Genomic DNA, 26,321 nt, shown 5'->3' with positions numbered 1-26,321 from the left:
AATAAAAATACTTTTCTAATCCATCTCCCTTACATGAGTCTCAATAAAGGCAATTTCTTCAGGAGAAAGGTCATATTTTTTATAGAGCTGGAGGTCAATATCAGCCACTGATTGTGTCCAATCAATGTCCGAATTGACCGTAAAGTCTTGGAGAGGGACATATTTCCATGTTCCTTTTTTATTATCTTGTGTAATTTTTAGTACACCTAACAAAGTCCTAGCAAATCTAGATTTTATATACTTAAATAATGAATCTGCTTCATCCAATGTTTCTAATTTACCAATAGAAATAAAGGTCTGTGTGTGACCCACGAGTGGGGTACCCACGAGTGGGGTACCCACGAGTGGGGTCGATAGGACTTCGCCAATCGCCCCACTGCCATTTGCTTTTGGCAGTATCACCTTATATTTATCCAAATTCCCAGGTCCTTTGATGTATTTCTTTGGAACAAATTTTATTACACGTTCATTATTTAACCTACCTATTAACTGAATTGATTCACATTCTGGTTTATCATCCGTAAAAATTTCAGGCAACTTTTCAAAAATATTTGTTGTCACATCAAATTTATGACCCTTACTTAACCTGTCTACGAAATTAGGAAAATCACTGTGTAGGGCTTCTGTTAATTTATAACTTTCTGGTGCAAAAACATAGTCACTTAAAGATTTGAAATCATTTCTATGATAGACTTTTTTATAAATTGAATTCAGTTCATCAAAAGCGGTATATGTTTCAATCGCTCCAAAAACTCTATCATTATCGTGATAACTAATCGTCACTCCACCTTTAATATCCGTACCAGGAAAAACTTTTGAAGAATCTTGAACATAATACATCACTTTGAAATGTTCATTCAACAGCATTTTTTCATTCCATGATTTTGGTGTTTTCCCTGCCTTAAATAAAAACCTTGCAGGTGTTATCAATACTGATTTTCTACTAATTTTATAAGATTCATCCATGAAATGATGATATATTGGTTTATCACTTGTTCCTTGTAATTCCTCCTGATACGGCGGATTTCCTATCACGACATCAAATTTCATTTCACTTTCCTCACTAGATAGGCTCTCAAAACCTATCATTTTATTCTTTTTCCAGTCTTTAATTTGGGTTTTAGATTCTTCTAATTCTTGAACTTCTAGCTCATCTGAAAACAAGCTTAGCTGTTGAGATTGCTCTTGTGTAGCTGAGTAAGGACTGCTTTTTTTCAAACCATCCATCTGAAAGACATTGTAGGAGATAATAGTCGCAATTTCTTTCTTTTGCTCTAAGGTCGGTTGATTTCCAGTCTTTGCAAGATAGTAGTCCTCAAATGTTGCTAAAAGATTTTCACGCGCCAAAAGCAGAGAATCTCCTTGGTACTCATAGCCATAGGAAGAACGATAGGCTACTTTTACAAGCTCATAGAAGGTGGCTTCATCTGAAACCTCACGACTAATTCGCTGCAATTTTCTATCAACAAAGCCAACTCGCTCAGATAATGGAATTTCCTCACCAGTCACGGTATCATAGCGAGTAACCATATAAGGTGCTTCACCACAGGTAATTTCTAGCCAGCGGACTTGGATATAATCTTCAAGATCCAGAGCTTCAAGTTCAGCTTCCACGTAGCCATTTTGCTTTTCAACTAACCAAGTTGGCGTAAAAACTTCGGCTCTAATCTTGGTTCGGTCTTTTTGCTCATACTTAGACTTTTCTGATCGGGGTTGAATCAAGTTTGCATAGACTCCCGTCACCTTACTTGGAGTGATTCGATCACTTGGAGCAAATCCCTTTCCCAACAATTCATAAGAATGAGTCGCCCAAACAATATTTTTCTTGGTAGTTCGATCTTTTAAAAGAATTTTTAATAAGTCAGCAGACTCCATAGCCAACTGTTCTTCACTAATATCTATCGTCATAAGGCAACCTTTCTCGTACTATAAACCTTATTATATCATATTTTAGATGGTGTTTGGAGTAGAAAATAATAGCTAAACATAAGAAAAGAAGGCACTCGCCTTCTTTTTTTATATATCTGTCAATGGTGTTGCAGTATCTGGTGAGGTGTCGTAAACCTTAAAGTCTACTCCGACTCCCAGATCAGCTTGGGCTAGCTGATTGACCATAGTCATATGAGCCAGCTCCTTAATATTGTTCTCTTTGGACAAGTGACCAAGATAGATTTTCTTTGTTCGATTTCCCATTGCACGAATCATGGCCTCAGCACCGTCTTCGTTAGAAAGGTGACCGAGATCCGATAGAATTCGCTGTTTGAGACGCCAAGCGTAAGATCCTGCTCGCAAAATCTCCACATCGTGGTTGGACTCGATGAGGTAGCCGTCCGCATTCTCGACAATTCCTGCCATACGGTCACTTACATAACCTGTATCGGTCAGCATAACGAAGCTCTTGTCGTCTTTCATAAATCGGTAAAACTGTGGTGCTGCCGCATCATGGCTCACACCAAAACTCTCAATGTCGATATCACCAAAGGTTTTGGTTTTGCCCATTTCAAAGATATGCTTCTGCGAAGAGTCCACCTTGCCGAGGTACTTACTATTCTCCATAGCCTGCCAAGTCTTTTCATTGGCGTAAAGATCCATGCCATATTTACGAGCCAAGACACCGACCCCATGGATATGGTCTGAATGCTCATGCGTAATCAAAATCGCATCCAGATCTTCAGGTTTGCGATTGATTTCAGCTAGCAAGCTGGTAATTTTCTTACCAGACAAGCCTGCATCCACTAAAATTTTCTTTTTTGGGGTTTCCAGATAAAAGGAATTTCCACTGGAACCTGATGCTAAAATACTGTATTTAAAGCCTATTTCACTCATTCTAGTCTTCTATTTCGTCCTCCCATATTTCTTCTTTTACGGCATCCTTATCATAAGGGAGCACTATGGTAAAGGTCGATCCCTTACCGTATTCACTTTTGGCCCAAATAAAGCCATTGTGTTGTTTGATGATTTCTTTTGCGATAGCCAGACCTAGACCGGTTCCACCTTGAGCCCGACTTCTTGCACGATCCACACGGTAGAATCGGTCAAAGATCTTCGGCAAATCTTGCTTTGGAATACCTAGACCTTGGTCTTTGATGGATAAAATCATCTGGTCATCAGTGGTCTTCATGCTAACAGTGATTTTCCCACCATCTGGTGAGTACTTGATGGCATTGTTAAGAATATTATCAATCACCTGAGTCATCTTATCGGTATCAATCTCGATCCAAACTGAATTAATAGGGTAATCTCTAACAAGTTCATATTTTTTCTCGTCATCCTGACTTCTCATCTTATCAAATCGGTTGAGAATAAAGGTGATGAATGCTGTAAAATTAATCAATTCCACATCTAGCTGACTTGTCGTATTATCAATACGAGAGAGATGCAAGAGATCTGTCACCATCCGCATCATACGGTTGGTTTCATCGAGTGAAACCTTGATAAAATCAGGAGCAACAGGATCATACAGGGCTCCCTCGTCCAAGGCTTCAAGATAAGATTTAACACTGGTCAAAGGAGTTCGCAACTCGTGACTCACGTTCGAAACAAAGAGTCTTCGCTCACGCTCTTCCTTCTCCTGCTCGGTCGTATCATGTAAAACAGCAACCAAACCAGAGATGAAACCTGACTCACGACGAACCAGAGCAAAACGTACACGAAGGCTTAGGTATTCCCCATTTACATCCTGGGAGTCAATCGTCAACTCAGGAATCTGTGTAATCAGGTCACGCAGCTCATACTCATCTTCTATCTTAAGCAATTCGAGGATGCTTTTATTCAGAACATCTTCTTTCTGCACACCGAGCTGTTTCTTGGCCATATCGTTGATCATAGTAATCTGGCCACGACGATTGGTCGCAAGAACGCCATCTGTCATGTAAGAAAGAATACTGTTCAATCGTTTACTCTCTTGTTCCAGATTTTCTTGGGTCAAACGAATAACTTCTGACAAATCGTTCAGATTATTGGTGATATTGGTGATTTCTGTACTTCCTTGCAAGTCCAAAACTTGAGAATAATCACCTGCAATCAAGTCCTTAACCTTTTGATTTATCTCCTTCAGACGGATATTATCCCGACGATTTTCCAGTAACAGCAAGGTCACCACCAGGATAAAACCAAGTAAAATCAAGATAAAGATAAAATCGCTGGTCAGAATAGTTTGTCTAATATCTTCAATCATTATTTCTCATATAGTATCCAACACCACGACGTGTGAGAATGTACTCTGGACGACTTGGAGTGTCTTCTATTTTCTCACGCAAGCGTCTAATGGTCACGTCCACAGTACGAACATCACCAAAATAGTCATAACCCCATACAGTCTCAAGCAAGTGTTCACGCGTAATCACTTGACCAATATGAGATGCCAAGTGATACAAGAGTTCAAACTCACGGTGGGTCAAATCTAACTCCTCACCATATTTCTTAGCCACGTAAGCATCTGGAACGATTTCCAAATCACCGATTTGTAACGGTTGCGCCTTCTTCTCATCAGACTCTTGGCTATCCACAGAAACTAGGTCTGTACGACGAAGCAGAGCCTTAACACGTGCTTGCAACTCACGGTTTGAGAAAGGCTTTGTAACATAATCATCTGCACCTAACTCTAAACCAATAACCTTGTCAAACTCGCTATCCTTAGCTGAGAGCATGATAATCGGCACGCTACTAGTCTTACGAATAGATTTAGCCACTTCTAAACCATCAATTTCAGGTAGCATCAAGTCGAGAATAATAATATCTGGTTGCTCTGCTTCAAATAACTCGATTGCCTCACGACCATTGAAGGCTGTAACAACTTCATAACCTTCCTTGACCATATTAAACTTAATAATATCTGAGATTGGTTTCTCATCATCTACAATTAATATTTTTTTCATTTTATCACCTTTTCTTTATCTATTATAACAAAAAAATGTAAAGAAGGCACAAATGGCTACTGTAAGCCTTCATCTTCAAAACTTGTTTTATAAGCCTGCCAAATTTTTTGTTGAGGCTTCGCAAGTGGATAATCAGAAAACTCCTGAGGAGAAACCCAGCGAATTTCTCTGTCCGAAAACTGTTTTGTTTCCAACACTTGACCAGCTAGGATTTGAATATGCCATTTCCGATGACTAAATACATGCTTGACCTGGTCAAATACTTGCTGGGACCAATTCACTTCTAAATCATAATCCTGCTCAAAGTTTTCTTGAGGGCTTGGTCCAAATGCTCTGCTTTCCTCTTTGACTTGTGAAAAGAGATCTAGCTGATCGTCATCACTTGAGAAATCATCAACTTCGATCAAAGGGAAGTGCCAAAAACCGGCTAGTAGTTTCTCGCTTTCATTTTTCTCTAGTAAATATTGCCCACGGTCATTGCGTACAACTAAAGCCTTGAGATAAATTGGGAGAGGTTTTTTCCTGGGTTCTTTAATCGGATATACATCCATAGTTCCGTTCTGATAGGCTGCGCTAAAGTCCTTAACAGGGCTTTCTTCTGGTCGAGGGTTAACTGGAGCCTCTATGTCAGACCCTAAATCCATCAGAGCTTGGTTAAAGTCACCTGGTCGTTTCGGGTCAATCAAGATTTCCATCATTGCCTGAAAAATTTTGCGATTGCTGGGAACTCCGATATCATGATTAACCTCAAACAAGCGTGCCAAAACCCGCATGACATTGCCATCAACCGCTGGCTCAGGCAAATTAAAAGCGATACTGGAAATAGCTCCCGCAGTGTAAGGGCCAATCCCTTTTAAACTAGAAATTCCTTCATAGGTGTTTGGAAATTGACCCCCAAAGTCAGCCATAATCTGCTGGGCTGCAGCCTGCATATTGCGTACGCGGGAATAATAGCCCAAACCTTCCCATGCTTTCAGTAAACGCTCCTCAGGGGCATTGGCCAGACTTTCAACAGTTGGAAACCAGTCCAAGAATCGTTCGTAGTATGGAATAACTGTATCCACTCTGGTCTGCTGAAGCATGATTTCAGATACCCAGATATGATAAGGATTTTTACTTCTCCGCCAAGGCAAATCTCGCTTGTTTTCATCATACCAGTTGAGGAGTTTTTCACGAAAAGAAATAATCTTCTCCTCCGGCCACATGACGATACCGTATTCTTTCAAATCTAACATATATCTAGTATAACATAGAAGCTTCTAACTGTCCTTTTCTCAGTACTAAAAAGCCTCTTCCCATGGGAAAGAGGACTAAATCTTATTGATGAACTGCTTGAGCTGCTGTGATAAGGGTCAACTTGTACACATCATCTGCATTACATCCACGAGAAAGGTCGTTAACTGGTTTGTTCAATCCTTGCAAAACAGGTCCGACAGCCGCAAAACCACCGAGACGTTCTGCCATCTTGTACCCAATATTTCCTGCTTCGATACCTGGGAAGACAAAGACATTTGCTTGACCAGCTACATTACTTCCTGGAGCTTTAAGAGCTGCAGTTTCAGGAACAAAGGCAGCGTCAAATTGCAACTCACCATCAATCTCAAGGTCGGGACGCAAGTCGTGAGCAATTTTTGTAGCTTCCACTACCTTATCAACACTTTCACCAAAACCTGAACCTTTAGTAGAATAGCTTAGCATAGCAATTTTAGGTTCAATACCAAACATTTTAGCTGTGATTGCTGAATTGATCGCAATTTCAGCCAAAGCTTCTGCATCTGGATTGATGTTAATGGCACAGTCTCCAAATAGGTAACGTTCCGTACCACGAACCATGAGGAAAGCACCTGAAGTACGAGTTACATTTGGACGAGTTTTGATAATTTGAAGGGCTGGGCGAACTGTTGAGGCAGTTGAGTGAATCGCACCAGATACCATACCGTCAACCAAGCCCAAGTAGACTAGCATCACACCAAAGTAGTTGACATCTTCAACCAAAACTTTGCGCGCTTCTTCTTCAGTCATTTTGCCCTTACGACGCTCTACCAAAGCAGCAACCATTTCTTCGAATTGAGGATAGTGTTGGGGATCAATTACTTCATAACCATCCATGATCCCTTCGATTTCGAGATAAATTTTAATTTTTTCAGGGTTTCCGAGCAAAACAGGAATTACTTCTGTTTCTTTTACCAAGCGTTTTGTTGCTTGAAGAATACGTGGCTCTTCTCCTTCAGGGAGAACGATACGAGCATTTTTGCCAACCAGGTTGGCTTTGAGACTTTCAAAAACTTCCATGAGTTTTCTCCTTTAAGAAAATAAATTATACTCCAAATAGTTTTTAAAGAGTATTAGTTGATAACTGAGTAATAAGATTGCTGAAATCATCCGGTAAGGGGCTTTCTAGCTGCAAATCTTGCTCTAGAAAGGGATGATAAAAAGATAAATAATGGCAATGCAAGGCCTGACGCTGAATGCCGTCGTCTAAACTTCCTCCATAGAGATCGTCTCCTAAAAGAGGAAAACCGATGTGAGAAAAATGCACTCGGATCTGATGAGTTCGTCCAGTATGAAGACGAATATCGACTAGGTGAATATTTCCATAAGACGCGACAACTTTATATGATGTATGGGCGTATTTCCCACCCTTGGCAACTCGTCTCGTGATAATGGAATCTTCATCACGCGCAATCGGGGCGATAATCTCCCCTTCAGGCTCCAAGACACCAGCTCCTTTAACTAAAGCAAAGTAACGTTTTTCGATAGACTTTCGTTGCAGTTGCTTGTCTAAACGTGCATGAGCGTAGCCGTGCTTGGCAAAAAGCATCAAACCAGATGTATCTCTATCAAGCCTAGTCACGATGTGAACTTGCTGGTTTTCATATTCTTGTTTGACATAGTAGCCCTTAATAAAATTAGCAATGGTATTGGAATGATTGACACTGGGGATGGAAGCTACTCCATAAGGTTTATTCAAAACCAGAAAATGGTCATCCTCATAGAGAACATCCAGTGGACGCTCAATTGCTTCAAGACTCTCAAACCCTTCCTCCGCTGGAATGTCAATAGTTACCCTGTCTCCAATATCTAAGAGATAAGTCGCATTTTGTGGTTGGTCATTGACCAGAATAGCCCCGCCTCGAAACTTAATCTTAGCCAAAAGTCCCTTAGAAACCTCATGTTTCTTGAGGAAAGTTTTAACTTTGACGTGCTCATCTGCGGTAAATTCGAACCTCATTCATCCACCTCGCCGATGAAGGCATCTTTGACACGATTCCAGAAACTAGTATGACTTGGTGTCGCTACGAAGTGAATCTTGTGATGGTCGATTTGATACTCAATCCGTTCGATATTACGGAATGAATAGACGCTGTTATCGACTGATATCGTGTGATAATCATTGCGTGTCGGCAAGAGTTCAATCTTATCCTTTTTGGGAATAATGATCGATGATCCCAAAGTGCGATAGACTCGGTTGTTAAGACTCGCTATTTCCGTCAACTGCAAGGCTTCAATGGTAGGATGCAAGACAGCTCCACCCAGGGACTTGTTGTAGGCAGTACTACCCGTCGGAGTTGAAACAGTCACTCCATCTCCACGAAATCTCTCGAACGGAACATGGTTAATGATGATATCTGCCACCATGGTGCGGTCTGATCGACGGATACTCGCTTCATTTAAGGCTCGGAAGATTTTCACTTCTCCATTTTCAAGCGTTACCTTGACATTCAAAACAGGATAAGAAACCTTGGCACCAGTATCGAGTAGGAGATTGGTCACCAACTGATCCAACTCAAAATCACGATAATCTGTGTAAAATCCCAAATGCCCTGTATGAACACCTACAAATCGAACCTTGTCTAACTGATTCTCATACTTGTGGAAAGCGGACAAAAGCATCCCGTCACCACCAATCGAAATGACGATGTCAGGATTGGTATCGTTCAGTATAAAATGTTGTTTCTTTAGTTTTTCCCTCAGCTCATGCAAAACCTTCTGGCTTTGTGGTTTTCTATTTGCTATGAGGTCAACTCGTTTACCTGTATTCTTCATCTGTATCGTCACTATTTCCTACACCGTCATTTAATTTTCTGCTCAATGGATCAAAGAGAGCCTGCGCTTCCTGGATGTCATCTCGAATCTTACCCATTTCTTCATCCAGTTGATGAGCTATTTTCGCTGTAATTTCCAATCTTGTCCTGATTTCTTCTGGAAAATCGCCCTGATATTTATAATTGAGCGAGTGTTCAATGGTCGCCCAAAAGTTCATAGCCAAAGTCCGTATTTGAATCTCGGCGAGGATGGTCTTAGCCCCATTTATCGTATCTACAGTATATTCGACAACCACGTGATAAGAACGATAACCCGAAGCCTTACGATGAGTGATATAATCTCGTTCCTGAACGACTCTCATATCTTGGCGTTTACGTAGAATCTCAACTACTTCTTTAACGTCATCAACGAACTGAACCATGACACGTAAACCAGCAATGTCTTGCAGATCATGTTCCAGACTTGCATATGTAATTCCTCGACGAGCCATTTTTTCTTTGATACTTTCAATCGGTTTTACCCGACCCGTTACAAACTCAATCGGAGAATGCTTGTTTTGCTTACGATACTGTTTGCGAATTCCCCGAAGTTTGATCTTCAATTCACCAACAGCCTGAATGTAAGGATCTAAAAATTCTTCCCATTCTATGGTCATACTTTCTCCCTTGTAATGTTTGATTGCTCTGTCGAAAATCTTTGATTTTTTCAGTACATTCGTATACAATAAATACATTGTCCATTATACCATAAATCGCTTTCAAAGATATAGAAAAGGTTGAAAAAATGAAACATTTAGAAATAGAATTGAAAACACTTCTGAAAAAAGAGGAATATGATCATCTAAAAAAACAGTTTTCCCATATCCAACCCGTTCTTCAGAAGAACTACTACATTGACACACCAGATTTCCAATTGCGTGAAAAGAAGGTTGCCATGCGCATTCGCACCTTTTCAGATTGGGCGGAATTGACCTTGAAAGTGCCTCAAACTGTAGGAAATATGGAATACAATCAGAAACTAACTCTTCCAGAAGCTGAATCATACCTAGAAAAACAAAAACTACCTCAGGGTCTCGTTCTAGAGAAGCTCTCTAAGATTGGCATCGAAAGCCATGACTGGTTTGTTCTAGGCTGTCTTTCCACTCTACGTTATGAAATGAAAACTGAAATTGGCTTAATGGCCTTAGATGAAAGTCACTACTTTGACCAGACGGACTATGAACTCGAGCTTGAAGTCACCGACCATGAAAAAGGGAAAGCTGATTTTAAGAGATTTTTAGATGAAAATCAGATTACTTATCAGAAAGCTCCTTCAAAATTAATTCGTTTTATTAAAAGCATGAAAAAAAGCTGAAATAATCTCTATTTTTTGGTAAAATAGAAAAGATAAAAATAAAAGAATCTGGCTTTGAAAAACAAAACTTTCTCAAAGAAGATTCATAAAGTTTACAGAGGACGGTCTATAATGTCAGATAGAAACAACATGAAACTTTTCACCCTAAACTCTAACCATGAAATCGCTCAAAAGATTGCGGATACAGTTGGTGTACCTCTTGGGAAATTATCCTCTCGTCAATTTTCTGACGGCGAAATCCAGGTCAACATTGAAGAAAGTGTCCGTGGTTACGATGTCTACATCATCCAGTCAACCAGCTACCCTGTTAGCAACCACTTGATGGAGTTGTTGATCATGGTTGACGCTTGTGTACGTGCAAGTGCTCATAGTATCAACGTTGTCCTCCCTTACTTTGGTTATGCGCGTCAGGATCGTATCGCTTCTTCTCGCGAACCCCTCACTGCAAAACTAGTTGCAAATATGCTTGTCAAAGCTGGTGTAAGCCGTGTTCTAACGCTTGACCTCCACGCTGTTCAGGTCCAAGGTTTCTTTGATATTCCTGTAGACAATCTTTATACTGTTCCTCTATTTGCTAAGCACTACTGTGATAAAGGACTTCTTGGTTCTGATGTTGTTGTTGTCAGTCCAAAGAACTCTGGTGTTAAACGTGCACGTAGTTTGGCTGAATACCTTGATGCTCCTATTGCTATCATTGACTACGCCCAAGACGATTCTGATCGTAACGAAGGCTATATCATTGGGGATGTTGAAGGCAAGAAGGCTATCTTGATTGACGATATCCTAAATACTGGTCGTACTTTCTCTGAAGCAGCCAAAATCGTTGAACGTGAAGGTGCAACTGAGATTTATGCAGTTTCTAGTCACGGTTTATTTGTTGAAGGTGCAGCAGACCTTCTTGACGCTACAAACATCAAAGAAATCCTTGTGACAGACTCCGTAGCAACCAAAGAAAGAACTCCAGAAAATGTATGCTACATTACTGCTAGCGAATTAATTGGTGATGCTATCGTCCGCATCCATGAAAGAAAACCAGTCAGCCCACTCTTTGCTTACAACAAAAAGAAATAAGGTGATTCTTTGATTTATTTGGACAATGCTGCTACGACTCCTATGTCAGCAGTAGCTATTTCTGAAATGACCAAGGTCATGCAAGAAACTCATGGTAATCCTTCTAGTATTCATAGTCATGGTCGGCAGGCTGGCAAACTCTTGCGAGAGGCTCGTCAGGACTTAGCCCACTTGCTAGGAACCAAACCTCAACATATCTTTTTCACGTCTGGCGGTACAGAAAGTAACAATACAGCCATTATCGGCTATTGTCTCCGTCATCAAAATCGTGGAAGACATATCATCACGACAGCTATTGAACACCATTCTGTACTTGAAACTATCGATTATCTGGTGCAACATTTTGGTTTTGAAGCAACTATCATCCAACCAGTAAATCAAGAGATAACTGCCCAGCAAATTCAAAAAGCCTTACGTGACGATACCATTCTCGTTTCCACCATGTATGCTAATAATGAAACAGGAAGTCTCTTACCTATCGCTGAGATTGGACGTATTTTAAAAGATCATCCTGCTGCATATCATGTAGATGCTGTTCAAGCTATTGGGAAAATTCCTATCCATCCAGAGGAGTTAGGAATTGATTTCCTCAGCGCTTCTGCCCACAAATTCCATGGACCAAAAGGAGTCGGATTTCTTTATGCTTCTTCCGCGGACTTTGATTCCTACCTTCACGGTGGAGACCAAGAACAAAAGAAACGGGCTGGAACAGAAAACCTCGCTGCCATTGTAGGTATGGTCTCTGCTCTCAAAGAGGATTTGAATGACCAAGTTGAGCATTACCAAAAACTAAGCGCACTTAAATCTGTTTTTCTAAAAGAGATTTCCGATTTAGACTACTATCTCAATGAAAGTCAAGACCAACTGCCTTATGTTTTTAATATCGGTTTTCCTGGTCAGAAAAATGATTTACTTTTACTTCGGTTAGATCTTGAAGGAATTTCAATTTCTACCGGTTCGGCTTGTACTGCTGGTATTGTGCAAACCAGTCATGTGCTTGAAGCATTTTATGGGTCTGATTCGCATCGTTTAACAGAATCTGTCCGTATCAGTCTTTCTCCTCTTAACACTGAGGAAGAACTGAAACAACTCGCACAAACCTTAAAAAAAATTATTGGAGATTAAACTAATGGCATTCGAAAAAACCATTAAACTGCAAAACTGCCGCTACGACTACACACTTAGCCCAACTGTCAAAAAGTTCACACTGAAAGACAATACTTTCTTTGAAACAAAAGTAGGAAACTACGAACTGACTCGTCTACTTGAAAAAGTACCCAACAGTGGTGAAGGTTTCAACCTAAAAATCATCATCAATAAAGACCTTACAGGTGCTAAACTCAACATCACTGACAAATCTGGCCTTCGTTTGGTGAATATCTTTAAATCAGAAGATCACCATATTCACCAAGAAAAATTCTACTTCCTCATGGACAGTTTAGTAGAACGCGGTATCTTCACTAAAGAAGAAAGATAATTGACTATGTATCGACTTACCTATCAAGATAACTATCACTTAGAACGTATACTTGAATATAAGGATTACGAAGAGCTCATGTTATCTCTATCTGGCTGTGTGACCCTACCTGATACTCTCCTAATCAGCTCCTTAACGCTGAATGATAAGGTGATTTATCAAGGATTGGTTGGCGATCTCTACCGTTTTCTATCACAAGCTCATTTTTCAGATAAAAACTAAGAAATTTCTTAGTTTTTTCTTGTTTTTGTTGATTTTTTCACAATGTTTCTATAAAATAGAAGAATAGAAAGGTTGTGATTTTGTGAAAGATAAACAGTCTGCTATTCCAAAAGCAACAGCAAAAAGACTCTCTCTTTATTATCGAATTTTCAAGAGATTTCATGCAGAAAAAATCGAACGTGCCAACTCCAAACAAATTGCAGAGGCTATCGGTATCGATTCTGCGACCGTTCGTCGGGATTTTTCCTATTTTGGTGAACTAGGTCGTCGAGGTTTTGGTTACGATGTCAAAAAATTGATGAATTTTTTTGCTGATCTCCTAAATGATAACTCAATTACAAATGTTATGTTGGTTGGAATCGGAAATATGGGCCATGCCCTTCTCCACTACCGCTTCCATGAGCGTAACAAGATGAAAATTATCATGGCCTTTGACCTAGATGACCATCCAGAAGTTGGAAGCCAGACACCTGATGGGATTCCAATCTATGGTATCTCTCAGATTAAAGAAAAAATCAAAGAAGCAGATGTCAAAACTGCTATCCTAACAGTTCCAAGTGTTAAATCACAAGAAGTTGCCAATCTTTTGGTTGATGCTGGTATAAAAGGTATTCTCAGCTTTTCCCCTGTTCACCTTCACCTTCCAAAAGATGTGGTTGTTCAGTATGTCGATTTGACAAGCGAACTCCAAACCCTCCTCTATTTTATGCGTAAAGAGGATTAGAAAGCGAAAGCATGTATGAAAAAACCAGTTATTGGGATTACAGGAAATGAAAAAGCTCATCCAGATGATGACATCATGATGAGCTATGCAGCAAAGGGCTTTGTTGAAGGAGTCAAGGACGCTGGCGGAATTCCAATCATCCTACCGATTGGTGATCAAGAAATGGCTGCCTATTACATCAGTATCATTGATAAGCTCATCCTAACGGGTGGGCAAAATGTTGATCCAAAATACTATGGTGAACCAAAGGCTATTGATAGTGATGACTACCACCTTCAAAGAGATATTTTTGAACTAGCACTTATTAAAGAAGCGATTAAGCAAAAGAAGCCAATTTTCTCTGTTTGTCGGGGTACTCAACTTTTCAATGTCGCCATGGGGGGCACGCTTCACCAAGATATTGAGGATCATTGGCAGGACTGTTCAGCCGAATACACGACCCAACGCCTCGTAACGGAACCTGATACCATTCTCCGAGAAATCTATGGAGAAATCTCTCACATCAACTCCTTCCACCACCAGAGCATTAAAGATCTAGCCTCAAATCTTAAGGTTGTAGCACATGATCCTAAAGATGGAATCGTTGAGGCTGTGACAACTACGGACGGCTTTCCTTATCTTGGTGTTCAATGGCATCCTGAATTTCTCTTTGAAAATCGTCCCAAGGATAAAACATTGTTTGACTATGTTGTTAACGAACTCTAGGACTTATAAATAGGTTATTAAAACATGAATGAAATTAAAATACCTTCTACTCATGAGATTTTGAGAGATATAGAAGCTAATGTTTTCATATCTTATAAGGAAAAGGAAGCTAATCTTTTCTTATCAAATAATGAAAAAGAAATAACAGTTTGCTTTCATCTTTCTAATCTCTATAGACTTTTAACAGCGGAAAGTTACCAATCTTTTTCTAAGAATAAAGAGAATTTCGATAAACTATCTCAAAAAGAAAAAGAAAAACAGCTGAAAGAAATGTCTAAAAAGGCAAAACGATTTTGTAAAAAGGCAGATGCCAAACTAAAAAGTAAATTTCATTCAAGTCTTTACTTTTACAGAGATATTCTCATTCATAAAAAAAGATATTATAAAATCGAAGATTTCAATGCGATTGTCAACTTTATCGTTCAAGAAAATTTACTTGTGCCCACGATAAAACCTCTTCCTGTTATCAATATGACAGAAGTAGATTCCTATGTTTTAGAAGTGATTGAGTAAGATCATGTGTAATCTTAAATCAAATCTGTCTTTTCACGGTAACTAAAGTAATCCGAGTGCGATACAATCAAATGGTCCAAGAAAACAATTCCCATCAGTTCGCAAGCTTCCTTGACTAGCTTAGTGACATGGTCGTCGTTTCGACTAGGAGATACAGCACCAGATGGATGATTGTGAACGAGAATCACAGAGGTAGCCAGATGCTTGAGGGCATAGTGAAGGATTTCCCTTGGTTCAGCAATGCTACGTGTCGCAGAGCCGATAAAAATGGTCTGCTGATGAATGATTTGATTTTGTGTATTGAGATAGAGTGCCACTAGGTGCTCTTGTTTTTTATCACCAAGTTCCTGTTGCATTTTCTTGGCTAGCTTTTGACTACTGAGAATACTTTCCATCTCAAGGGTTTCGTGCTTGTGAATGCGATGTCCCAGTTCAATCACCGCTTGTAATTCAATGGCCTTAATCCGTCCAATACCAGACAGACTCTGCAATTCCTGCAGGGTCATTTTCTTTAAATCAGTTAGACTGTTAAGATTATTCAAGACTTTTTGGGCAATTTCAAAGACATTTGCCTGACGCGTTCCCGTTCTGAGCAAAATAGCTAGTAATTCTTGATTGCTCAGCGCCTCTACTCCTTCTTTAACTAGTCTTTCTCTAGGCAAGAGTGAATCTTCTTGGAATGAAATACTGTACATAAAAATCCTCCTCACTTTATTATTCGTGAGGAGGATGAAAAATTAGATTTTTTTCTCAATTGGGGCAACGCTGGCTAAGAGTTTTTTCAGCCCCACTTCTGGGAAATTGATTTTCAATTCCTGAGTATCTCCACTACCAGAGACTTCTAGGACCGTTCCCTCACCCCACTTTTTGTGAAGGGCAATATCTCCAATAGACCAACTTGTATCAGTCGAATCTTTTTTATTTTCGGCTGCAAATTGTCCAAATGGGAGACCACTTGACTGGATAGAGCTTGGAGCAGCATTGCGTTTCCGTTCTTGAAGGGCCTGAGCTAAGCTCATACCTTGACCGAAAGCAATCCCACCACTGCTATAAGAGGCTTTAAAGCTAGTATTCGCTGGACGGGCCAAACCTTGATAATCAAGCAAGTCCGAACTAATTTCATTGATAAAACGAGTTGGACGATTGTAGTTGGTACGCCCAAAAAGCAAGCGAGAGTTGGCATTAGTCAGATAAAGGATCTTTTCTGCGCGTGTGATACCGACATAGGCCAAACGGCGTTCTTCTTCCAGTTCATCAGGATCTTCAGCTGCGCGGCTAAGCGGAAAGACATTTTCCTCCATCCCGATGATAAAGACAACTGGGAACTCAAGTCCCTTAGCTGCGTGCAAGGTCATCAAGGTCACTTCTGATGTCTCCTGACTGCCTGAATCCGTATCCGCAATCAGGGCAAGGTCATTCAAGAAACGACTGAGTTTGTCCAAACCTGTTTCCTCTTCTTGACTATCAGGATTGTCGTCAAAATTCTTGGTAACAGATAGGAACTCTTCGATATTTTCAACCCGTGCCTTACTTTCCAAGGTTCCCTGAGCATTAAGAATATCGATATAACCTGTTTTTTCTAGAACAGCCTCCACCAGCTCGGTGATGGTTAATTGATCCAGTTGCTCCCGCAAATCCAGAATCATATTGGCAAAATCCCAGATAGACTGAGCTGCTTTTCCTTTGATGCCAGACAGCATGATATTGGCTGAAGTATCCAGCATAGACATCTCTTGCATATTCGCAAAGTCGCGAATTTTCTCAACGGTTCCTGGGCCAATTCCGCGTTTAGGCTCGTTGATAATGCGCTCAAAACTGATATTATCACTCAAATTGGCAATGAGGTTAAGATAAGCTATAATGTCACGGATTTCTTTACGGCTGTAGAACTTGGTTCCGCCGACCATAGTATAAGGAATATTGGACTTTAGGAGGGCCTCCTCAATGGTACGAGACTGGGCGTTAGTCCGATAAAGAACTGCAAAATCCTTGTGGGGGAAGTTTTGACTACGACTAAGTTCGTCGATGGTTTTGGCTACAAAAACAGCCTCATCCTGTTCGTCATTTGCACGATAGTAAATAATCTGTTCCCCATCAGCATTCTGGGTCCAGAGATTCTTGGGGCGGCGATTTTGATTGTTTTTGATGACGTCATTGGCAGCTTGGAGAATGGTTTTGGTTGAACGGTAATTTTCCTCTAACAAAACGACCTTGGCGTTAGGGTAATCTTTCTCAAAATCCAAGATATTCTGCATATCAGCCCCACGCCAACCGTAAATAGACTGGTCAGCATCACCGACTACGCAGATATTTTTAAAGCGTGAAGCCAAGAGTTTGACCAATTGGTACTGGGCATGGTTGGTATCTTGGTACTCATCAACATGAATGTACTGGAACTTCTGCTGATAGTAGGTCAAGACATCAGGATTCTGATCAAAGAGACGCAAAGTCAACATAATCAAATCATCAAAGTCAACGGACTCAGACTGACGAAGCTCCTTTTGATAAGCTGTATAACACTGAGCTACGATTTGCGTGTACATATCACCAGCTTGAGCAGCATAAGCCACATCATCAATCAGGTCATTCTTAGCATTGGAAATGGTTCCCAAAATGGTCCGTTCATTCCATTTTTTAGGATCCAAGTTTAACTGCTTGAGAATGCGTTTCATGAGGGTTCGCTGTTCTCCGGGATCTACTATGGTAAAATTGCGGTTGTAGCCAATATGATCTGCATCGCGACGCAGGATACGAACACACATGGAGTGAAAGGTCGCAATCAGACAGTCCTGAGTAGCTGGATTGAGCCCATAGGCACGCTCCTTCATCTCACGCGCAGCCTTATTGGTAAAGGTAATGGCCAAGATATTCCAAGGATTAACCATTTTTTCATCAATCAAGTAGGCGATTCTGTGAGTTAAAACACGAGTCTTCCCAGAACCGGCTCCTGCCATGATTAACAAGGGCCCTTCTGTTGTTTGCACCGCCTCAGCCTGACGGTCATTCATTCCATTTAATAATGCGTTCATCTTCTCTTCCTTACTCTTGAAGTCAATGTTTCTATTATATCAGAAATCAGGTAAAATAGAAACTTTACAAAGAGTAGCCAAATAACAAAATCCCATCCGAATATAGATGGGATCACTTACAATGCTTAATGTAATTATCTAGCTGAATAATTTAAATCATAAAGAACTTCTAGCAGGGGTGTACTATTCCAAGTATAATAATAGTTAGGTTTATCTTTAATCCAATTATTAAAATAATTTGGAAATTCTTCTTTGAACTTATTCACCAATTCGTCAATAGTTTTTATATCTAATTGTTCACAATAATTTACAATCTTAGAAATTCGATCATCCTTAAATTTTCCACCAGGATATCTAATGGCAATATCATGTTCATTATAATATTCTCCAAGATAATCGATATAAGATTTACTCTCTAATAAGGCTGAAATACTTATAGAATCAATTTGAATACTTTTAGAATTTTCTTTGAACTCTTCTTCAACTTCATTAAGATAGTCTTTTTCATATCTTTTAATTTCCATAAATTCATCATCGGCTAATTCAATTAAACCAGCTAATCTCGAAAATCTTCTTCTGATTTTTTCAGGAACATCCTGATCAGTTTTATAGCCAAAGTCATGTTCTATCTCTGCCCAAGCATGCTGTAAAATAGTTCTTATCTGAACTTCAAACTTCAATTCTTTATAATTCAAATTCTCAGCTAATTTTGCTCTGTCTCCACCTAATTTTAAAATATAGTGTAAAGATACATATCCAAATTTTGTTGGATCTTGTGTTTTTCGTTTGTCAATAGAATTAGCTTTATCTAATTCAAATTCCTCCTCAAGTAACGAAGCAATTTTATCTACATCATCCGAAAAATAAGTAATAATTCTAATTCCACAAATATCTGTTATCTCTAATAAATTAGAATATTTATAACCCTTAGTTTCAATTTTTCTTTCTAAACTATCTCTATCCTTAACCCTTCCCTTAATTTCATGAATCTGTATTTTTTTAATTTCTAATAAGCTTTTAATAGTAGCATCTATATATTCTAAAAGTCTCTCATAATTGTTTTTAGTAGAATCAAATTCGGATAAGATTTCTTTACAATTTCGTTCAGTCATTTTATACTCCCCTATGTACTATGATTAGAACAAGCCTAAAACTGTTCCGTCGCTTTCAACATCCATATTAAGAGCGGCTGGACGTTTTGGAAGTCCTGGCATGGTCATGACATCACCAGTTAGGGCAACGATAAAGCCTGCCCCTAATTTTGGTACCAATTCACGGATGGTAATTTCAAAGTTTTCTGGTGCTCCAAGTGCATTTGGATTGTCAGAGAAACTGTACTGAGTTTTCGCCATACAGATTGGCAATTTGTCCCAACCATTCTGAACGATTTGAGCAATTTGCGTTTGAGCTTTCTTCTCAAAGTTCACTTTGCTACCGCGATAAATTTCAGTGACAATTTTTTCAATCTTTTCTTGAACAGAAAGCTCATTGTCATAAAGACGTGTGTAGTTAGCTGGGTTTTCAGCGACTGTCTTGACAAGAGTTTCAGCAAGAGCTACTCCACCTTCTGCGCCATCAGCCCAGACACTAGCCAATTCTACAGGTACATCGATTGAGGCACAAAGTTCCTTCAAGGCTGCGATTTCAGCCTCTGTATCAGAAACAAATTCATTGATAGCTACAACTGCTGGAATACCGAACTTACGGATGTTCTCAACGTGGCGTTTCAAGTTAGCAAAACCGGCACGGACCGCCTCCACATTTTCCTCTGTAAGAGCGTCTTTAGCCACACCACCATTCATCTTAAGGGCACGAAGGGTTGCGACGATGACAACTGCATCTGGAGATGTTGGCAAGTTTGGTGTCTTAATGTCAAGGAATTTCTCAGCACCAAGGTCCGCACCAAAACCAGCTTCAGTAACAGTATAATCAGCCAAGCGAAGGGCTGTGCTTGTTGCCAAAACAGAGTTACATCCATGAGCGATATTGGCAAATGGACCACCGTGTACAAAGGCAGGTGTACCGTAAATTGTCTGAACCAAGTTCGGTTTGATAGCATCTTTCAAAATCAATGCTAACGCTCCCTCAACCTGTAAATCACCAACAGAAACAGGTGTTCGGTCATAGCTATAGCCGATAACGATGTTAGCCAAACGGCGTTTCAAATCCTCGATGTCCGTAGCCAAGCAAAGAATAGCCATGATTTCTGAAGCAACAGTAATATCGAAACCATCCTCACGTGGAATACCATTTAGAGGACCACCAAGTCCAACGGTCACATGACGAAGAGCGCGGTCGTTCAAGTCCACAACACGTTTCCAAAGAATACGACGTTGGTCGATTCCCAGCTCATTTCCTTGGTGTAAGTGGTTGTCAATCAAGGCAGAAAGAGCGTTGTTAGCAGTTGTAATGGCATGCATATCCCCAGTAAAGTGAAGGTTGATGTCCTCCATTGGCAACACTTGAGCATAACCACCACCGGCTGCACCACCCTTGATCCCCATTACTGGGCCAAGAGACGGTTCGCGAATGGCAATCATGGTTTTCTTACCAATCTTGTTCAAGGCATCCGCAAGACCAATGGTAATGGTTGATTTCCCTTCACCTGCAGGTGTTGGATTGATGGCAGTAACCAAGATCAATTTCCCAACTGGATTGCTCTCAACTGCACGAATTTTATCAAAGCTGAGCTTAGCCTTGTACTTCCCGTACAATTCTAAATCGTCATAAGAAATGCCCAATTTCTCAACAACATCAACGATTGGTTTCAACTCAATACTCTGTGCGATTTCAATATCTGTTTTCATTCAAAACTCCTCTAACCTCTAATTTGATAATTTATTATAACACAAAACAAGATTTTTAACATCCATAAACTCTCTAAACGTTCGTAAATATCCTGAATTTCAAGATTTTTAGGGCCCTTTTAAAAATTTTATATGGCTTTATAGTTATAAACTATAGTGTAGCTTTGTTTTAGCAAAATTTTATCGCTTTCATTTTACTTACTGTTTATTTTTGTGTACAATAGTGCTATGAAAATTTTAGTCACATCGGGCGGTACCAGTGAAGCTATCGATAGTGTCCGCTCTATTACTAACCATTCTACAGGTCGCTTGGGGAAAATCATCACAGAAACCTTGCTTGCTGCGGGGCATGAAGTTTGTTTGATAACGACAAAACGAGCTCTGAAGCCAGAAGCTCATCCCAACCTAAGCATTCGAGAAATTGATAATACCAACGACCTTCTAGTTGGGATGCAAGAACTTGTTAAGGAATATCAGGTCTTAATCCACTCAATGGCTGTGTCCGACTATACTCCTGTTTATATGACGGGGCTTGAGGAGGTACAGGCTAGCCCTAATTTAGAAGAATTTTTAAGCAAGCAGAATCATCAAGCTAAGATTTCTTCAACTGATGAAGTTCAGGTTTTGTTCCTTAAAAAGACTCCAAAAATCATCTCTCTGGTCAAAGAATGGAATCCTGCCATTCATCTGATTGGCTTTAAACTGCTGGTTGATGTCTCTGAGGATTATCTCATTGAGATCGCACGAAAGAGTCTTATCAAGAACCAAGCGGACTTAATCATCGCTAATGACCTGACTCAAATCTCAGCAAATCAGCATCGCGCAATCTTTGTTGAGAATGATCATCTTCAAACCGTTCAAACCAAAGAGGAAATAGCAAACCTCCTTCTTGAAAAAATTCAAGCATACGATTCATAGAAAGGAAAGCTATGGCAAACATTCTGATCGCAGTGACAGGTTCCATTGCCTCCTATAAATCAGCTGACCTAGTCAGTTCCTTGAAAAAACAGGGCCATCATGTCACTGTCTTAATGACCGAAGCGGCAAGAGAGTTTATCCAGCCTTTGACACTACAGGTACTCTCACAGAATCCAGTTCACCTTGATGTCATGCAGGAACCCTATCCTAATCAAGTCAATCATATCGAAAGAGGAAAAGAAACAGACCTTTTTATCGTTGTCCCTGCTACTGCTAATACCATTGCCAAACTTGCGCACGGTTTTGCGGATAACATGGTGACCAGTACGGCTCTTGCTCTACCAAGTCACATCCCTAAACTCTTAGCGCCAGCCATGAATACAAAAATGTATGACCATCCGGCAACTCAGACTAATCTAAAAACATTAGAGACCTATGGTTATCAGATCATCTCTCCAAAGGAATCTCTACTAGCCTGTGGCGATCACGGCAAAGGCGCCCTAGCTGACCTGAATACTATATTAGAAAGAATAAAGGAAACCCTCGATGAACAAACGCTCTAACATTGCACCCATTGCTATCTTTTTTGCAGTTATGCTCGTTATCCACTTTTTGAGCTCTCTCCTATTTAATCTTTTCCCATTTCCAATTAAACCAACTATCGTTCATATTCCAGTCATTATTGCTAGTATCATCTATGGTCCTCGCGTTGGAGTTACACTTGGTTTTTTGATGGGACTGCTAAGCTTAACGGTAAATACGATTACGATTCTACCAACCAGCTACCTTTTCTCACCATTCGTACCGAACGGAAACATCTACTCTGCGATTATCGCTATTGTCCCTCGAGTTTTGATTGGGCTGACACCTTATTTGGTTTATAAATTATTAAAAAACAGAACAGGTCTCATCTTTGCTGGTGCTCTCGGTTCCCTTACCAACACCGTCTTTGTCCTTGGGGGAATCTTCTTCCTTTTTGGAAATGTCTTCGACGGCAATATTCAAAAACTCCTGGCAACCGTTATTTCTACAAACTCAATTGCCGAGCTTGTCATTTCTGCCGTACTAACAGTAGCAATTGTTCCCCGTCTCGAAACTTTGAAGAAATAAAAAATCAACTCCACTTTCATCCTGAAGGTGGAGTTTAGCATTTAAAACATGAGAAACATCAATAGAATATGAAAGCCAAAGCGCAGGAGTTGATACGAAAGAGGTGTAGGTTGCTGACTTTTCTGGCTATCCAAATATAGGGTTAAAGATAGTAAAACCAAACCAAATGCAATCACCAATCTGACAAAATAAGCAATTTCGAGTATTGCTGCCATCAAAAGAAAACCTAATAAAGGAAGGCTAAAGAGTGAAACAGCTAGGCTACTTGCTAATAGAGAGAGTAGCGAAAGGACCAATAAACTATAAACTAGGAAACGAGTCCAACCTGAGACTACTTTCCCTTCTTTTTTCTGCTTTGACATCATCACGATTACCACGATTAGGTAAACAAAAAGTATCATCACAATTTCTCCTCAGTTCCTATTATTCTTTACCACATTTTAACCAAATTTTCCTGAAAAATCAATAATGCTTCTTGACTTGATTGGTGATTTATTGTACTATACTTGTGTATATACAGATAAATGGAGGTTCTTATGGATATACGGAAAAAAACGCAGTTTATGACTATGACTGCCCTACTCACTGCAATAGCGATTTTGATTCCAATCATTATGCCTTTTAAAATCGTTATCCCACCGGCTTCTTACACCTTGGGAAGTCATATCCCCATCTTTATCGCCATGTTTCTTTCGCCTTTGATGGCTGCTTTTGTGATTATTGCTTCTAGTCTTGGTTTCCTGATGGCTGGCTATCCGCCTGTTATTGTACTTCGTGCCTTCTCTCACATCGTTTTTGGTACTTTGGGGGCTTTGTACTTAAAGAAATTCCCTGAAACCTTGGATAAACCAAAGACATCTTGGATTTTTAACTTTGTTTTGGGTGTTGTTCATGCTATCGCTGAAGTAATAGCTTGTATCATCTTCTATGCTACTTCAGGGACAAATGTTGAAAATATGTTTTATGTTCTCTTTGTCCTAGTTGGTTTTGGCACAATCGTTCATAGTATGGTAGACTATACATTAGCACTAGCTGTCTATAAAGTGCTTCGAAAACGTCGCTAAAAGGAAAAACTATGACAAAGGATCGCAAACAAGCTCTTCTCAAACTCTTAAAAGAGGCGCCAAAAGCTCTCAATGGTCAAACCTTGGCTGAACACTTTCATGTTACGCGCCAAGTCATTGTACAGGATATCGCTATTCTCCGAGCAGATGGGGCTCCTATCCTATCCACCAATCGTGGCTATATCTACAAAGAAAATGATTCTAGCCCCTACGTTCACAAACTCTTTAAAGTGAAACATGAATTGGAAGAAATCGGTCAGGAACTACTAGCTATTGTAGATAATGGCGGACGCGTTCAAAATATCTTAATCGATCATCCCGTTTATGGCGAAATTGAAACCCTAGTCAAACTCACTTGCCGCCGAGATGTCCAGCACTTTCTGGAACAAGTTGAGAATTCAGACTTTAGACCCCTTTCTGAATTGACAGACGGCATCCATTACCACCTTGTTGAAGCCGAAACACAACAAGACCTCCACTATATCGAGGAGGCCTTGGATCAGTTAGGTTATTTGGTAAAAGACTAGAAAATTTCTTTCTCCCAGCCGTCCTCTGTACGGTGGCGATAGAAGAACTCAGACTTGTCAGGTGCTTCCATCATTTCCATCAAAGGCAACATATCATAGGCCAGATCCAAATTTGGAATCTGGTCTTTTTGCACCCAAGTTACTTCCCCTTCTTCTGAGGATTGGAGACTTCCAGTAAACTCTGTCGCCTTATAACAAACAACGATGTAGCGCCCACCTGTATCTAAGGGCCAATTTTTAATACCAACCAGTTGGGGATTCTGAATCGTTAGACCGGTTTCTTCATAAATCTCACGAATGACAGACTCGGCAAAGGACTCGCCATTCTCAACATGTCCTCCTGGAAAGGCATAGCCAGACCAGCGATTATTTTTAGGAGAGCGGTATTGCATGACTACTCGCTTATTTTCTAGATCTTCGATTAGACAGATGTTAGTTAAAATGGTTGCTTGCGCACGGGACATGGATTTTCTCGCTTTCTAAGTTGTTATATGCCTTTTTCGAACTTAATATCAGATTTCATGATGAATGGATTAATCAACTCGTGATGTTCATAAGTACTACGGGCCAAAAAACCTCTAACAATGATGATTTCTTTATCTTGTATGTGATAGTCTATATTAATGGGAATAGCTGGATCCGAGATAATTGACAAAGCAAAAAATGCTCCAAACCAAAGATAAAGTGCCACCAATCCACTAAATAATTGAAAAATAAGGTGGTACCATTGAAAATCTCTTATTCTATAAAAGATTCTCCATGGATGGATTAAGAAGGCTAAACAAAGAACGAAAAACCAACAAGATCAAATGAAGGATCACAAAAGCTAGCAAAGCCAAATAAAGTGTCTTAAACGAAATTAACTTAGTTAGATTTTCTTTTGTCATGATTATTCCTCTTTTTGTCCTTATATTTCAAAATGACCATTAATATCGCTGGAATGATGAAAAAGATTAGATAGGTAGCAATTGGAAGCCAGATGTAGCGATAATCGATAGATAATAGAGAAGGAATTTTTTTAACATTTCTTCCTTTCACCCCAACAATTAAGTGGAGAAGAAAAATAGGTCCATTTATGTATAGAAAAGGTTGTAAAAATCCTTGTACTGAAGTCTTTTCACTAAAACCATCTCTAAAAATACCTTGATAGAGTGTGTACACCAAAAAGACAAAATTCATAATAATTGGCAAGACATAGGACATTTCCTGATATGGTTTCGGGATAAGTGTTGTCCCAAACAACACATACATGATACCAAAAATAGAAAATAATATTATGCCACCATCCATAAAAGAAGCAAGCTTTGGATGCCTTCCCATCCACAATTGGACGTGAGCTATCAAAGAATCCTTTTTATGGATTTTTCTCATTTTTCTGTTCTTTTGTTTGATCTTCTTTGGTTTCTTAATCTTTCGTTCCATTTACGCCTCCTTCTTCTCTTTTCTATCCGTATAACCAAAAGCAGAATGCCCAGCCCTAAGAAAAAGAAAAAGAGATAACTTACAATAGGAGCCCAGACATAGGCCGGATCCATAGAAATTATAGGGGGGAAATTCGTTGACTTACGACGTCCTAGCCAATTCAGACCCACCAAGAGATGAAAGGGAAAAAGAAGACCATTGAACCCAATAAATCCCCATGAAAAGTAACGCCATTTCTGAAGTTTATCACTACTAAAACGAAAGACAAGGAAATAGGTTGATAAGAGCAGAAGGAAAAGATTAAAGCTTAAGGGAGAAAGATAGTTTAAGTTTGGGAATGGAGAACCAATGAAAGAGGCAGCAAGAAATGATACAAACAAAGATCCGAATAACACACTCGTATCCATGAGTTGACCAATCCTTCGGTGCCTTTCCATCCAAAGATAAATCATCTT

General features: G+C 39.7%; 29 protein-coding genes and 1 pseudogene. 13 read left to right on the top strand and 17 right to left on the bottom strand.

The annotated features are described in order from the left end of the window. Positions 1–15 precede the first annotated feature (15 nt). From NYE79_RS04855 to NYE79_RS04815, 9 genes are all read right to left on the bottom strand, one after another. Positions 16–1,908 (bottom strand): Eco57I restriction-modification methylase domain-containing protein, encoded by a 1,893-nt coding sequence (locus tag NYE79_RS04855; protein WP_339293828.1) that lies wholly within the window; start codon positions 1,906–1,908, stop codon positions 16–18. 108 nt (positions 1,909–2,016) lie between these two features. Next, the gene (locus NYE79_RS04850) at positions 2,017–2,826 is read right to left on the bottom strand and encodes an MBL fold metallo-hydrolase (protein WP_038806131.1); all 810 of its coding nucleotides are present in this window, start codon (positions 2,824–2,826) and stop codon (positions 2,017–2,019) included. 1 nt (position 2,827) lies between these two features. Further along, entirely contained in the window at positions 2,828–4,177 is a 1,350-nt protein-coding gene (vicK, locus tag NYE79_RS04845) for a cell wall metabolism sensor histidine kinase VicK (protein WP_000568721.1), read from the bottom strand. Further along, positions 4,170–4,877, bottom strand: a complete 708-nt coding sequence (gene yycF, locus NYE79_RS04840; protein ID WP_049478212.1) for a response regulator YycF — start codon at positions 4,875–4,877, stop codon at positions 4,170–4,172. Before yycF ends, vicK begins: the two co-directional genes overlap by 8 nt. A 56-nt stretch (positions 4,878–4,933) precedes the next feature. Continuing rightward, entirely contained in the window at positions 4,934–6,112 is a 1,179-nt protein-coding gene (gene mutY, locus NYE79_RS04835) for an A/G-specific adenine glycosylase (RefSeq protein ID WP_049478211.1), read from the bottom strand. 82 nt (positions 6,113–6,194) lie between these two features. Then, entirely contained in the window at positions 6,195–7,169 is a 975-nt protein-coding gene (gene pta / locus NYE79_RS04830; protein WP_049518760.1) for a phosphate acetyltransferase, read from the bottom strand. 43 nt (positions 7,170–7,212) lie between these two features. Next, a complete protein-coding gene (locus NYE79_RS04825) occupies positions 7,213–8,109 on the bottom strand; it encodes an RluA family pseudouridine synthase (RefSeq protein ID WP_216728353.1) in 897 nt (298 codons plus the stop codon). Next, positions 8,106–8,924 (bottom strand): NAD kinase, encoded by an 819-nt coding sequence (locus tag NYE79_RS04820; protein ID WP_000799063.1) that lies wholly within the window; start codon positions 8,922–8,924, stop codon positions 8,106–8,108. Before NYE79_RS04820 ends, NYE79_RS04825 begins: the two co-directional genes overlap by 4 nt. Then, the gene (locus tag NYE79_RS04815) at positions 8,908–9,579 is read right to left on the bottom strand and encodes a GTP pyrophosphokinase family protein (protein ID WP_000151556.1); all 672 of its coding nucleotides are present in this window, start codon (positions 9,577–9,579) and stop codon (positions 8,908–8,910) included. Before NYE79_RS04815 ends, NYE79_RS04820 begins: the two co-directional genes overlap by 17 nt. 128 nt (positions 9,580–9,707) lie before the next feature. Between NYE79_RS04815 and NYE79_RS04810 the strand changes: the two genes are divergently transcribed. The 8 genes from NYE79_RS04810 to NYE79_RS04775 all read left to right on the top strand — a co-directional run bounded on the left by NYE79_RS04810 (position 9,708) and on the right by NYE79_RS04775 (position 14,989). Then, positions 9,708–10,277: a CYTH domain-containing protein gene (locus tag NYE79_RS04810; RefSeq protein WP_070567451.1), complete on the top strand. Its 570-nt coding sequence runs from the start codon at positions 9,708–9,710 to the stop codon at positions 10,275–10,277. Positions 10,278–10,388: 111 nt separating this feature from the next. Continuing rightward, positions 10,389–11,348, top strand: coding sequence for a ribose-phosphate diphosphokinase (locus NYE79_RS04805; protein WP_001283843.1), 960 nt, complete (start codon positions 10,389–10,391; stop codon positions 11,346–11,348). A 9-nt stretch (positions 11,349–11,357) separates the two neighbouring features. After that, positions 11,358–12,473 carry a cysteine desulfurase family protein gene (locus tag NYE79_RS04800; RefSeq protein WP_070567453.1) on the top strand — a complete coding sequence of 372 codons (1,116 nt, stop codon included), beginning with the start codon at positions 11,358–11,360 and terminating at the stop codon, positions 12,471–12,473. Positions 12,474–12,477: 4 nt separating this feature from the next. Further along, positions 12,478–12,825, top strand: a complete 348-nt coding sequence (locus NYE79_RS04795) for a DUF1831 domain-containing protein (RefSeq protein ID WP_000863528.1) — start codon at positions 12,478–12,480, stop codon at positions 12,823–12,825. A 6-nt stretch (positions 12,826–12,831) separates the two neighbouring features. Next, entirely contained in the window at positions 12,832–13,047 is a 216-nt protein-coding gene (locus NYE79_RS04790) for a DUF4649 family protein (RefSeq protein WP_251463821.1), read from the top strand. Positions 13,048–13,129: 82 nt separating this feature from the next. Beyond that, positions 13,130–13,771, top strand: a complete 642-nt coding sequence (locus tag NYE79_RS04785) for a redox-sensing transcriptional repressor Rex (protein ID WP_000653409.1) — start codon at positions 13,130–13,132, stop codon at positions 13,769–13,771. A gap of 15 nt (positions 13,772–13,786) precedes the next feature. Beyond that, positions 13,787–14,476, top strand: coding sequence for a gamma-glutamyl-gamma-aminobutyrate hydrolase family protein (locus NYE79_RS04780; protein ID WP_251463819.1), 690 nt, complete (start codon positions 13,787–13,789; stop codon positions 14,474–14,476). A 24-nt stretch (positions 14,477–14,500) separates the two neighbouring features. Next, on the top strand, positions 14,501–14,989 hold the full coding sequence (locus tag NYE79_RS04775) for a hypothetical protein (protein WP_049518767.1): 489 nt from the start codon (positions 14,501–14,503) through the stop codon (positions 14,987–14,989). 14 nt (positions 14,990–15,003) lie between these two features. Here NYE79_RS04775 and radC read toward each other — a convergent pair whose 3' ends face one another. From radC to NYE79_RS04755, 4 genes are all read right to left on the bottom strand, one after another. Further along, complete coding sequence (gene radC, locus NYE79_RS04770) at positions 15,004–15,684, bottom strand: DNA repair protein RadC (RefSeq protein WP_070567455.1); 681 nt, start codon at positions 15,682–15,684, stop codon at positions 15,004–15,006. A 42-nt stretch (positions 15,685–15,726) separates the two neighbouring features. Then, positions 15,727–18,018, bottom strand: coding sequence for a DNA helicase PcrA (gene pcrA / locus NYE79_RS04765; RefSeq protein ID WP_213952014.1), 2,292 nt, complete (start codon positions 18,016–18,018; stop codon positions 15,727–15,729). Positions 18,019–18,152: 134 nt separating this feature from the next. Then, entirely contained in the window at positions 18,153–19,130 is a 978-nt protein-coding gene (locus NYE79_RS04760; RefSeq protein ID WP_084921837.1) for a GTP pyrophosphokinase, read from the bottom strand. Between the two features lie 24 nt (positions 19,131–19,154). Further along, positions 19,155–20,825 carry a formate--tetrahydrofolate ligase gene (locus NYE79_RS04755; RefSeq protein WP_213952015.1) on the bottom strand — a complete coding sequence of 557 codons (1,671 nt, stop codon included), beginning with the start codon at positions 20,823–20,825 and terminating at the stop codon, positions 19,155–19,157. Between the two features lie 228 nt (positions 20,826–21,053). Between NYE79_RS04755 and coaB the strand changes: the two genes are divergently transcribed. From coaB to NYE79_RS04740, 3 genes are read left to right on the top strand one after another with little or no spacing between them, the layout of a single operon-like run. Then, complete coding sequence (gene coaB / locus NYE79_RS04750; RefSeq protein WP_000699508.1) at positions 21,054–21,743, top strand: phosphopantothenate--cysteine ligase; 690 nt, start codon at positions 21,054–21,056, stop codon at positions 21,741–21,743. Positions 21,744–21,754: 11 nt separating this feature from the next. Further along, on the top strand, positions 21,755–22,306 hold the full coding sequence (gene coaC, locus NYE79_RS04745) for a phosphopantothenoylcysteine decarboxylase (RefSeq protein WP_339293827.1): 552 nt from the start codon (positions 21,755–21,757) through the stop codon (positions 22,304–22,306). Beyond that, complete coding sequence (locus NYE79_RS04740; RefSeq protein ID WP_001042723.1) at positions 22,290–22,853, top strand: ECF transporter S component; 564 nt, start codon at positions 22,290–22,292, stop codon at positions 22,851–22,853. Before coaC ends, NYE79_RS04740 begins: the two co-directional genes overlap by 17 nt. A gap of 41 nt (positions 22,854–22,894) precedes the next feature. Here the strand turns inward: NYE79_RS04740 and NYE79_RS04735 are convergent, their stop codons facing one another. Beyond that, on the bottom strand, positions 22,895–23,254 hold the full coding sequence (locus tag NYE79_RS04735; protein WP_049518773.1) for a hypothetical protein: 360 nt from the start codon (positions 23,252–23,254) through the stop codon (positions 22,895–22,897). A 135-nt stretch (positions 23,255–23,389) separates the two neighbouring features. Between NYE79_RS04735 and NYE79_RS04730 the strand changes: the two genes are divergently transcribed. Together NYE79_RS04730 and NYE79_RS04725 are read left to right on the top strand one after the other, a co-directional pair. After that, on the top strand, positions 23,390–23,917 hold the full coding sequence (locus tag NYE79_RS04730; RefSeq protein WP_000354645.1) for an ECF transporter S component: 528 nt from the start codon (positions 23,390–23,392) through the stop codon (positions 23,915–23,917). An 11-nt stretch (positions 23,918–23,928) separates the two neighbouring features. Then, a complete protein-coding gene (locus tag NYE79_RS04725) occupies positions 23,929–24,444 on the top strand; it encodes a transcription repressor NadR (protein ID WP_049478201.1) in 516 nt (171 codons plus the stop codon). Here the strand turns inward: NYE79_RS04725 and NYE79_RS04720 are convergent. From NYE79_RS04720 to NYE79_RS04710, 3 genes and pseudogenes are all read right to left on the bottom strand, one after another. Continuing rightward, on the bottom strand, positions 24,441–24,908 hold the full coding sequence (locus NYE79_RS04720; protein WP_084945180.1) for an 8-oxo-dGTP diphosphatase: 468 nt from the start codon (positions 24,906–24,908) through the stop codon (positions 24,441–24,443). The two genes, NYE79_RS04725 and NYE79_RS04720, sit on opposite strands and share 4 nt — an antisense overlap. Before the next feature lie 23 nt (positions 24,909–24,931). After that, a pseudogene (locus NYE79_RS04715) lies at positions 24,932–25,331 on the bottom strand (hypothetical protein). Beyond that, positions 25,309–25,866, bottom strand: coding sequence for a hypothetical protein (locus NYE79_RS04710; protein WP_049478198.1), 558 nt, complete (start codon positions 25,864–25,866; stop codon positions 25,309–25,311). The pseudogene NYE79_RS04715 and the gene NYE79_RS04710 overlap by 23 nt, the downstream one beginning before the upstream one ends. Between the last annotated feature and the right edge of the window lie 455 nt (positions 25,867–26,321).

This window comes from Streptococcus sp. FSL W8-0197 (assembly GCF_037963785.1).
GTDB lineage: Bacteria > Bacillota > Bacilli > Lactobacillales > Streptococcaceae > Streptococcus > Streptococcus oralis_CQ.
The sequence above is the reverse complement of the archived record's forward strand: the minus strand, read 5'-3'. Positions and strand labels throughout refer to the sequence as shown.

Coding starts and splice junctions, on each gene's coding strand:
- pta (WP_049518760.1), bottom strand. CDS start 7,169: ATGGAAGTTTTTGAAAGTCTCAAAGCCAACCTGGTTGGCAAAAATGCT.
- coaB (WP_000699508.1), top strand. CDS start 21,054: ATGAAAATTTTAGTCACATCGGGCGGTACCAGTGAAGCTATCGATAGT.
- NYE79_RS04760 (WP_084921837.1), bottom strand. CDS start 19,130: ATGACTGAACGAAATTGTAAAGAAATCTTATCCGAATTTGATTCTACT.
- NYE79_RS04775 (WP_049518767.1), top strand. CDS start 14,501: ATGAATGAAATTAAAATACCTTCTACTCATGAGATTTTGAGAGATATA.
- NYE79_RS04710 (WP_049478198.1), bottom strand. CDS start 25,866: ATGGAACGAAAGATTAAGAAACCAAAGAAGATCAAACAAAAGAACAGA.
- NYE79_RS04810 (WP_070567451.1), top strand. CDS start 9,708: ATGAAACATTTAGAAATAGAATTGAAAACACTTCTGAAAAAAGAGGAA.
- NYE79_RS04780 (WP_251463819.1), top strand. CDS start 13,787: ATGAAAAAACCAGTTATTGGGATTACAGGAAATGAAAAAGCTCATCCA.
- NYE79_RS04735 (WP_049518773.1), bottom strand. CDS start 23,254: ATGATACTTTTTGTTTACCTAATCGTGGTAATCGTGATGATGTCAAAG.
- NYE79_RS04820 (WP_000799063.1), bottom strand. CDS start 8,924: ATGAAGAATACAGGTAAACGAGTTGACCTCATAGCAAATAGAAAACCA.
- radC (WP_070567455.1), bottom strand. CDS start 15,684: ATGTACAGTATTTCATTCCAAGAAGATTCACTCTTGCCTAGAGAAAGA.
- mutY (WP_049478211.1), bottom strand. CDS start 6,112: ATGTTAGATTTGAAAGAATACGGTATCGTCATGTGGCCGGAGGAGAAG.
- coaC (WP_339293827.1), top strand. CDS start 21,755: ATGGCAAACATTCTGATCGCAGTGACAGGTTCCATTGCCTCCTATAAA.
- NYE79_RS04795 (WP_000863528.1), top strand. CDS start 12,478: ATGGCATTCGAAAAAACCATTAAACTGCAAAACTGCCGCTACGACTAC.
- NYE79_RS04720 (WP_084945180.1), bottom strand. CDS start 24,908: ATGTCCCGTGCGCAAGCAACCATTTTAACTAACATCTGTCTAATCGAA.
- NYE79_RS04825 (WP_216728353.1), bottom strand. CDS start 8,109: ATGAGGTTCGAATTTACCGCAGATGAGCACGTCAAAGTTAAAACTTTC.
- NYE79_RS04730 (WP_000354645.1), top strand. CDS start 23,390: ATGGATATACGGAAAAAAACGCAGTTTATGACTATGACTGCCCTACTC.
- NYE79_RS04850 (WP_038806131.1), bottom strand. CDS start 2,826: ATGAGTGAAATAGGCTTTAAATACAGTATTTTAGCATCAGGTTCCAGT.
- NYE79_RS04725 (WP_049478201.1), top strand. CDS start 23,929: ATGACAAAGGATCGCAAACAAGCTCTTCTCAAACTCTTAAAAGAGGCG.
- NYE79_RS04740 (WP_001042723.1), top strand. CDS start 22,290: ATGAACAAACGCTCTAACATTGCACCCATTGCTATCTTTTTTGCAGTT.
- NYE79_RS04755 (WP_213952015.1), bottom strand. CDS start 20,825: ATGAAAACAGATATTGAAATCGCACAGAGTATTGAGTTGAAACCAATC.
- NYE79_RS04855 (WP_339293828.1), bottom strand. CDS start 1,908: ATGACGATAGATATTAGTGAAGAACAGTTGGCTATGGAGTCTGCTGAC.
- pcrA (WP_213952014.1), bottom strand. CDS start 18,018: ATGAACGCATTATTAAATGGAATGAATGACCGTCAGGCTGAGGCGGTG.
- NYE79_RS04790 (WP_251463821.1), top strand. CDS start 12,832: ATGTATCGACTTACCTATCAAGATAACTATCACTTAGAACGTATACTT.
- yycF (WP_049478212.1), bottom strand. CDS start 4,877: ATGAAAAAAATATTAATTGTAGATGATGAGAAACCAATCTCAGATATT.
- vicK (WP_000568721.1), bottom strand. CDS start 4,177: ATGATTGAAGATATTAGACAAACTATTCTGACCAGCGATTTTATCTTT.
- NYE79_RS04805 (WP_001283843.1), top strand. CDS start 10,389: ATGTCAGATAGAAACAACATGAAACTTTTCACCCTAAACTCTAACCAT.
- NYE79_RS04815 (WP_000151556.1), bottom strand. CDS start 9,579: ATGACCATAGAATGGGAAGAATTTTTAGATCCTTACATTCAGGCTGTT.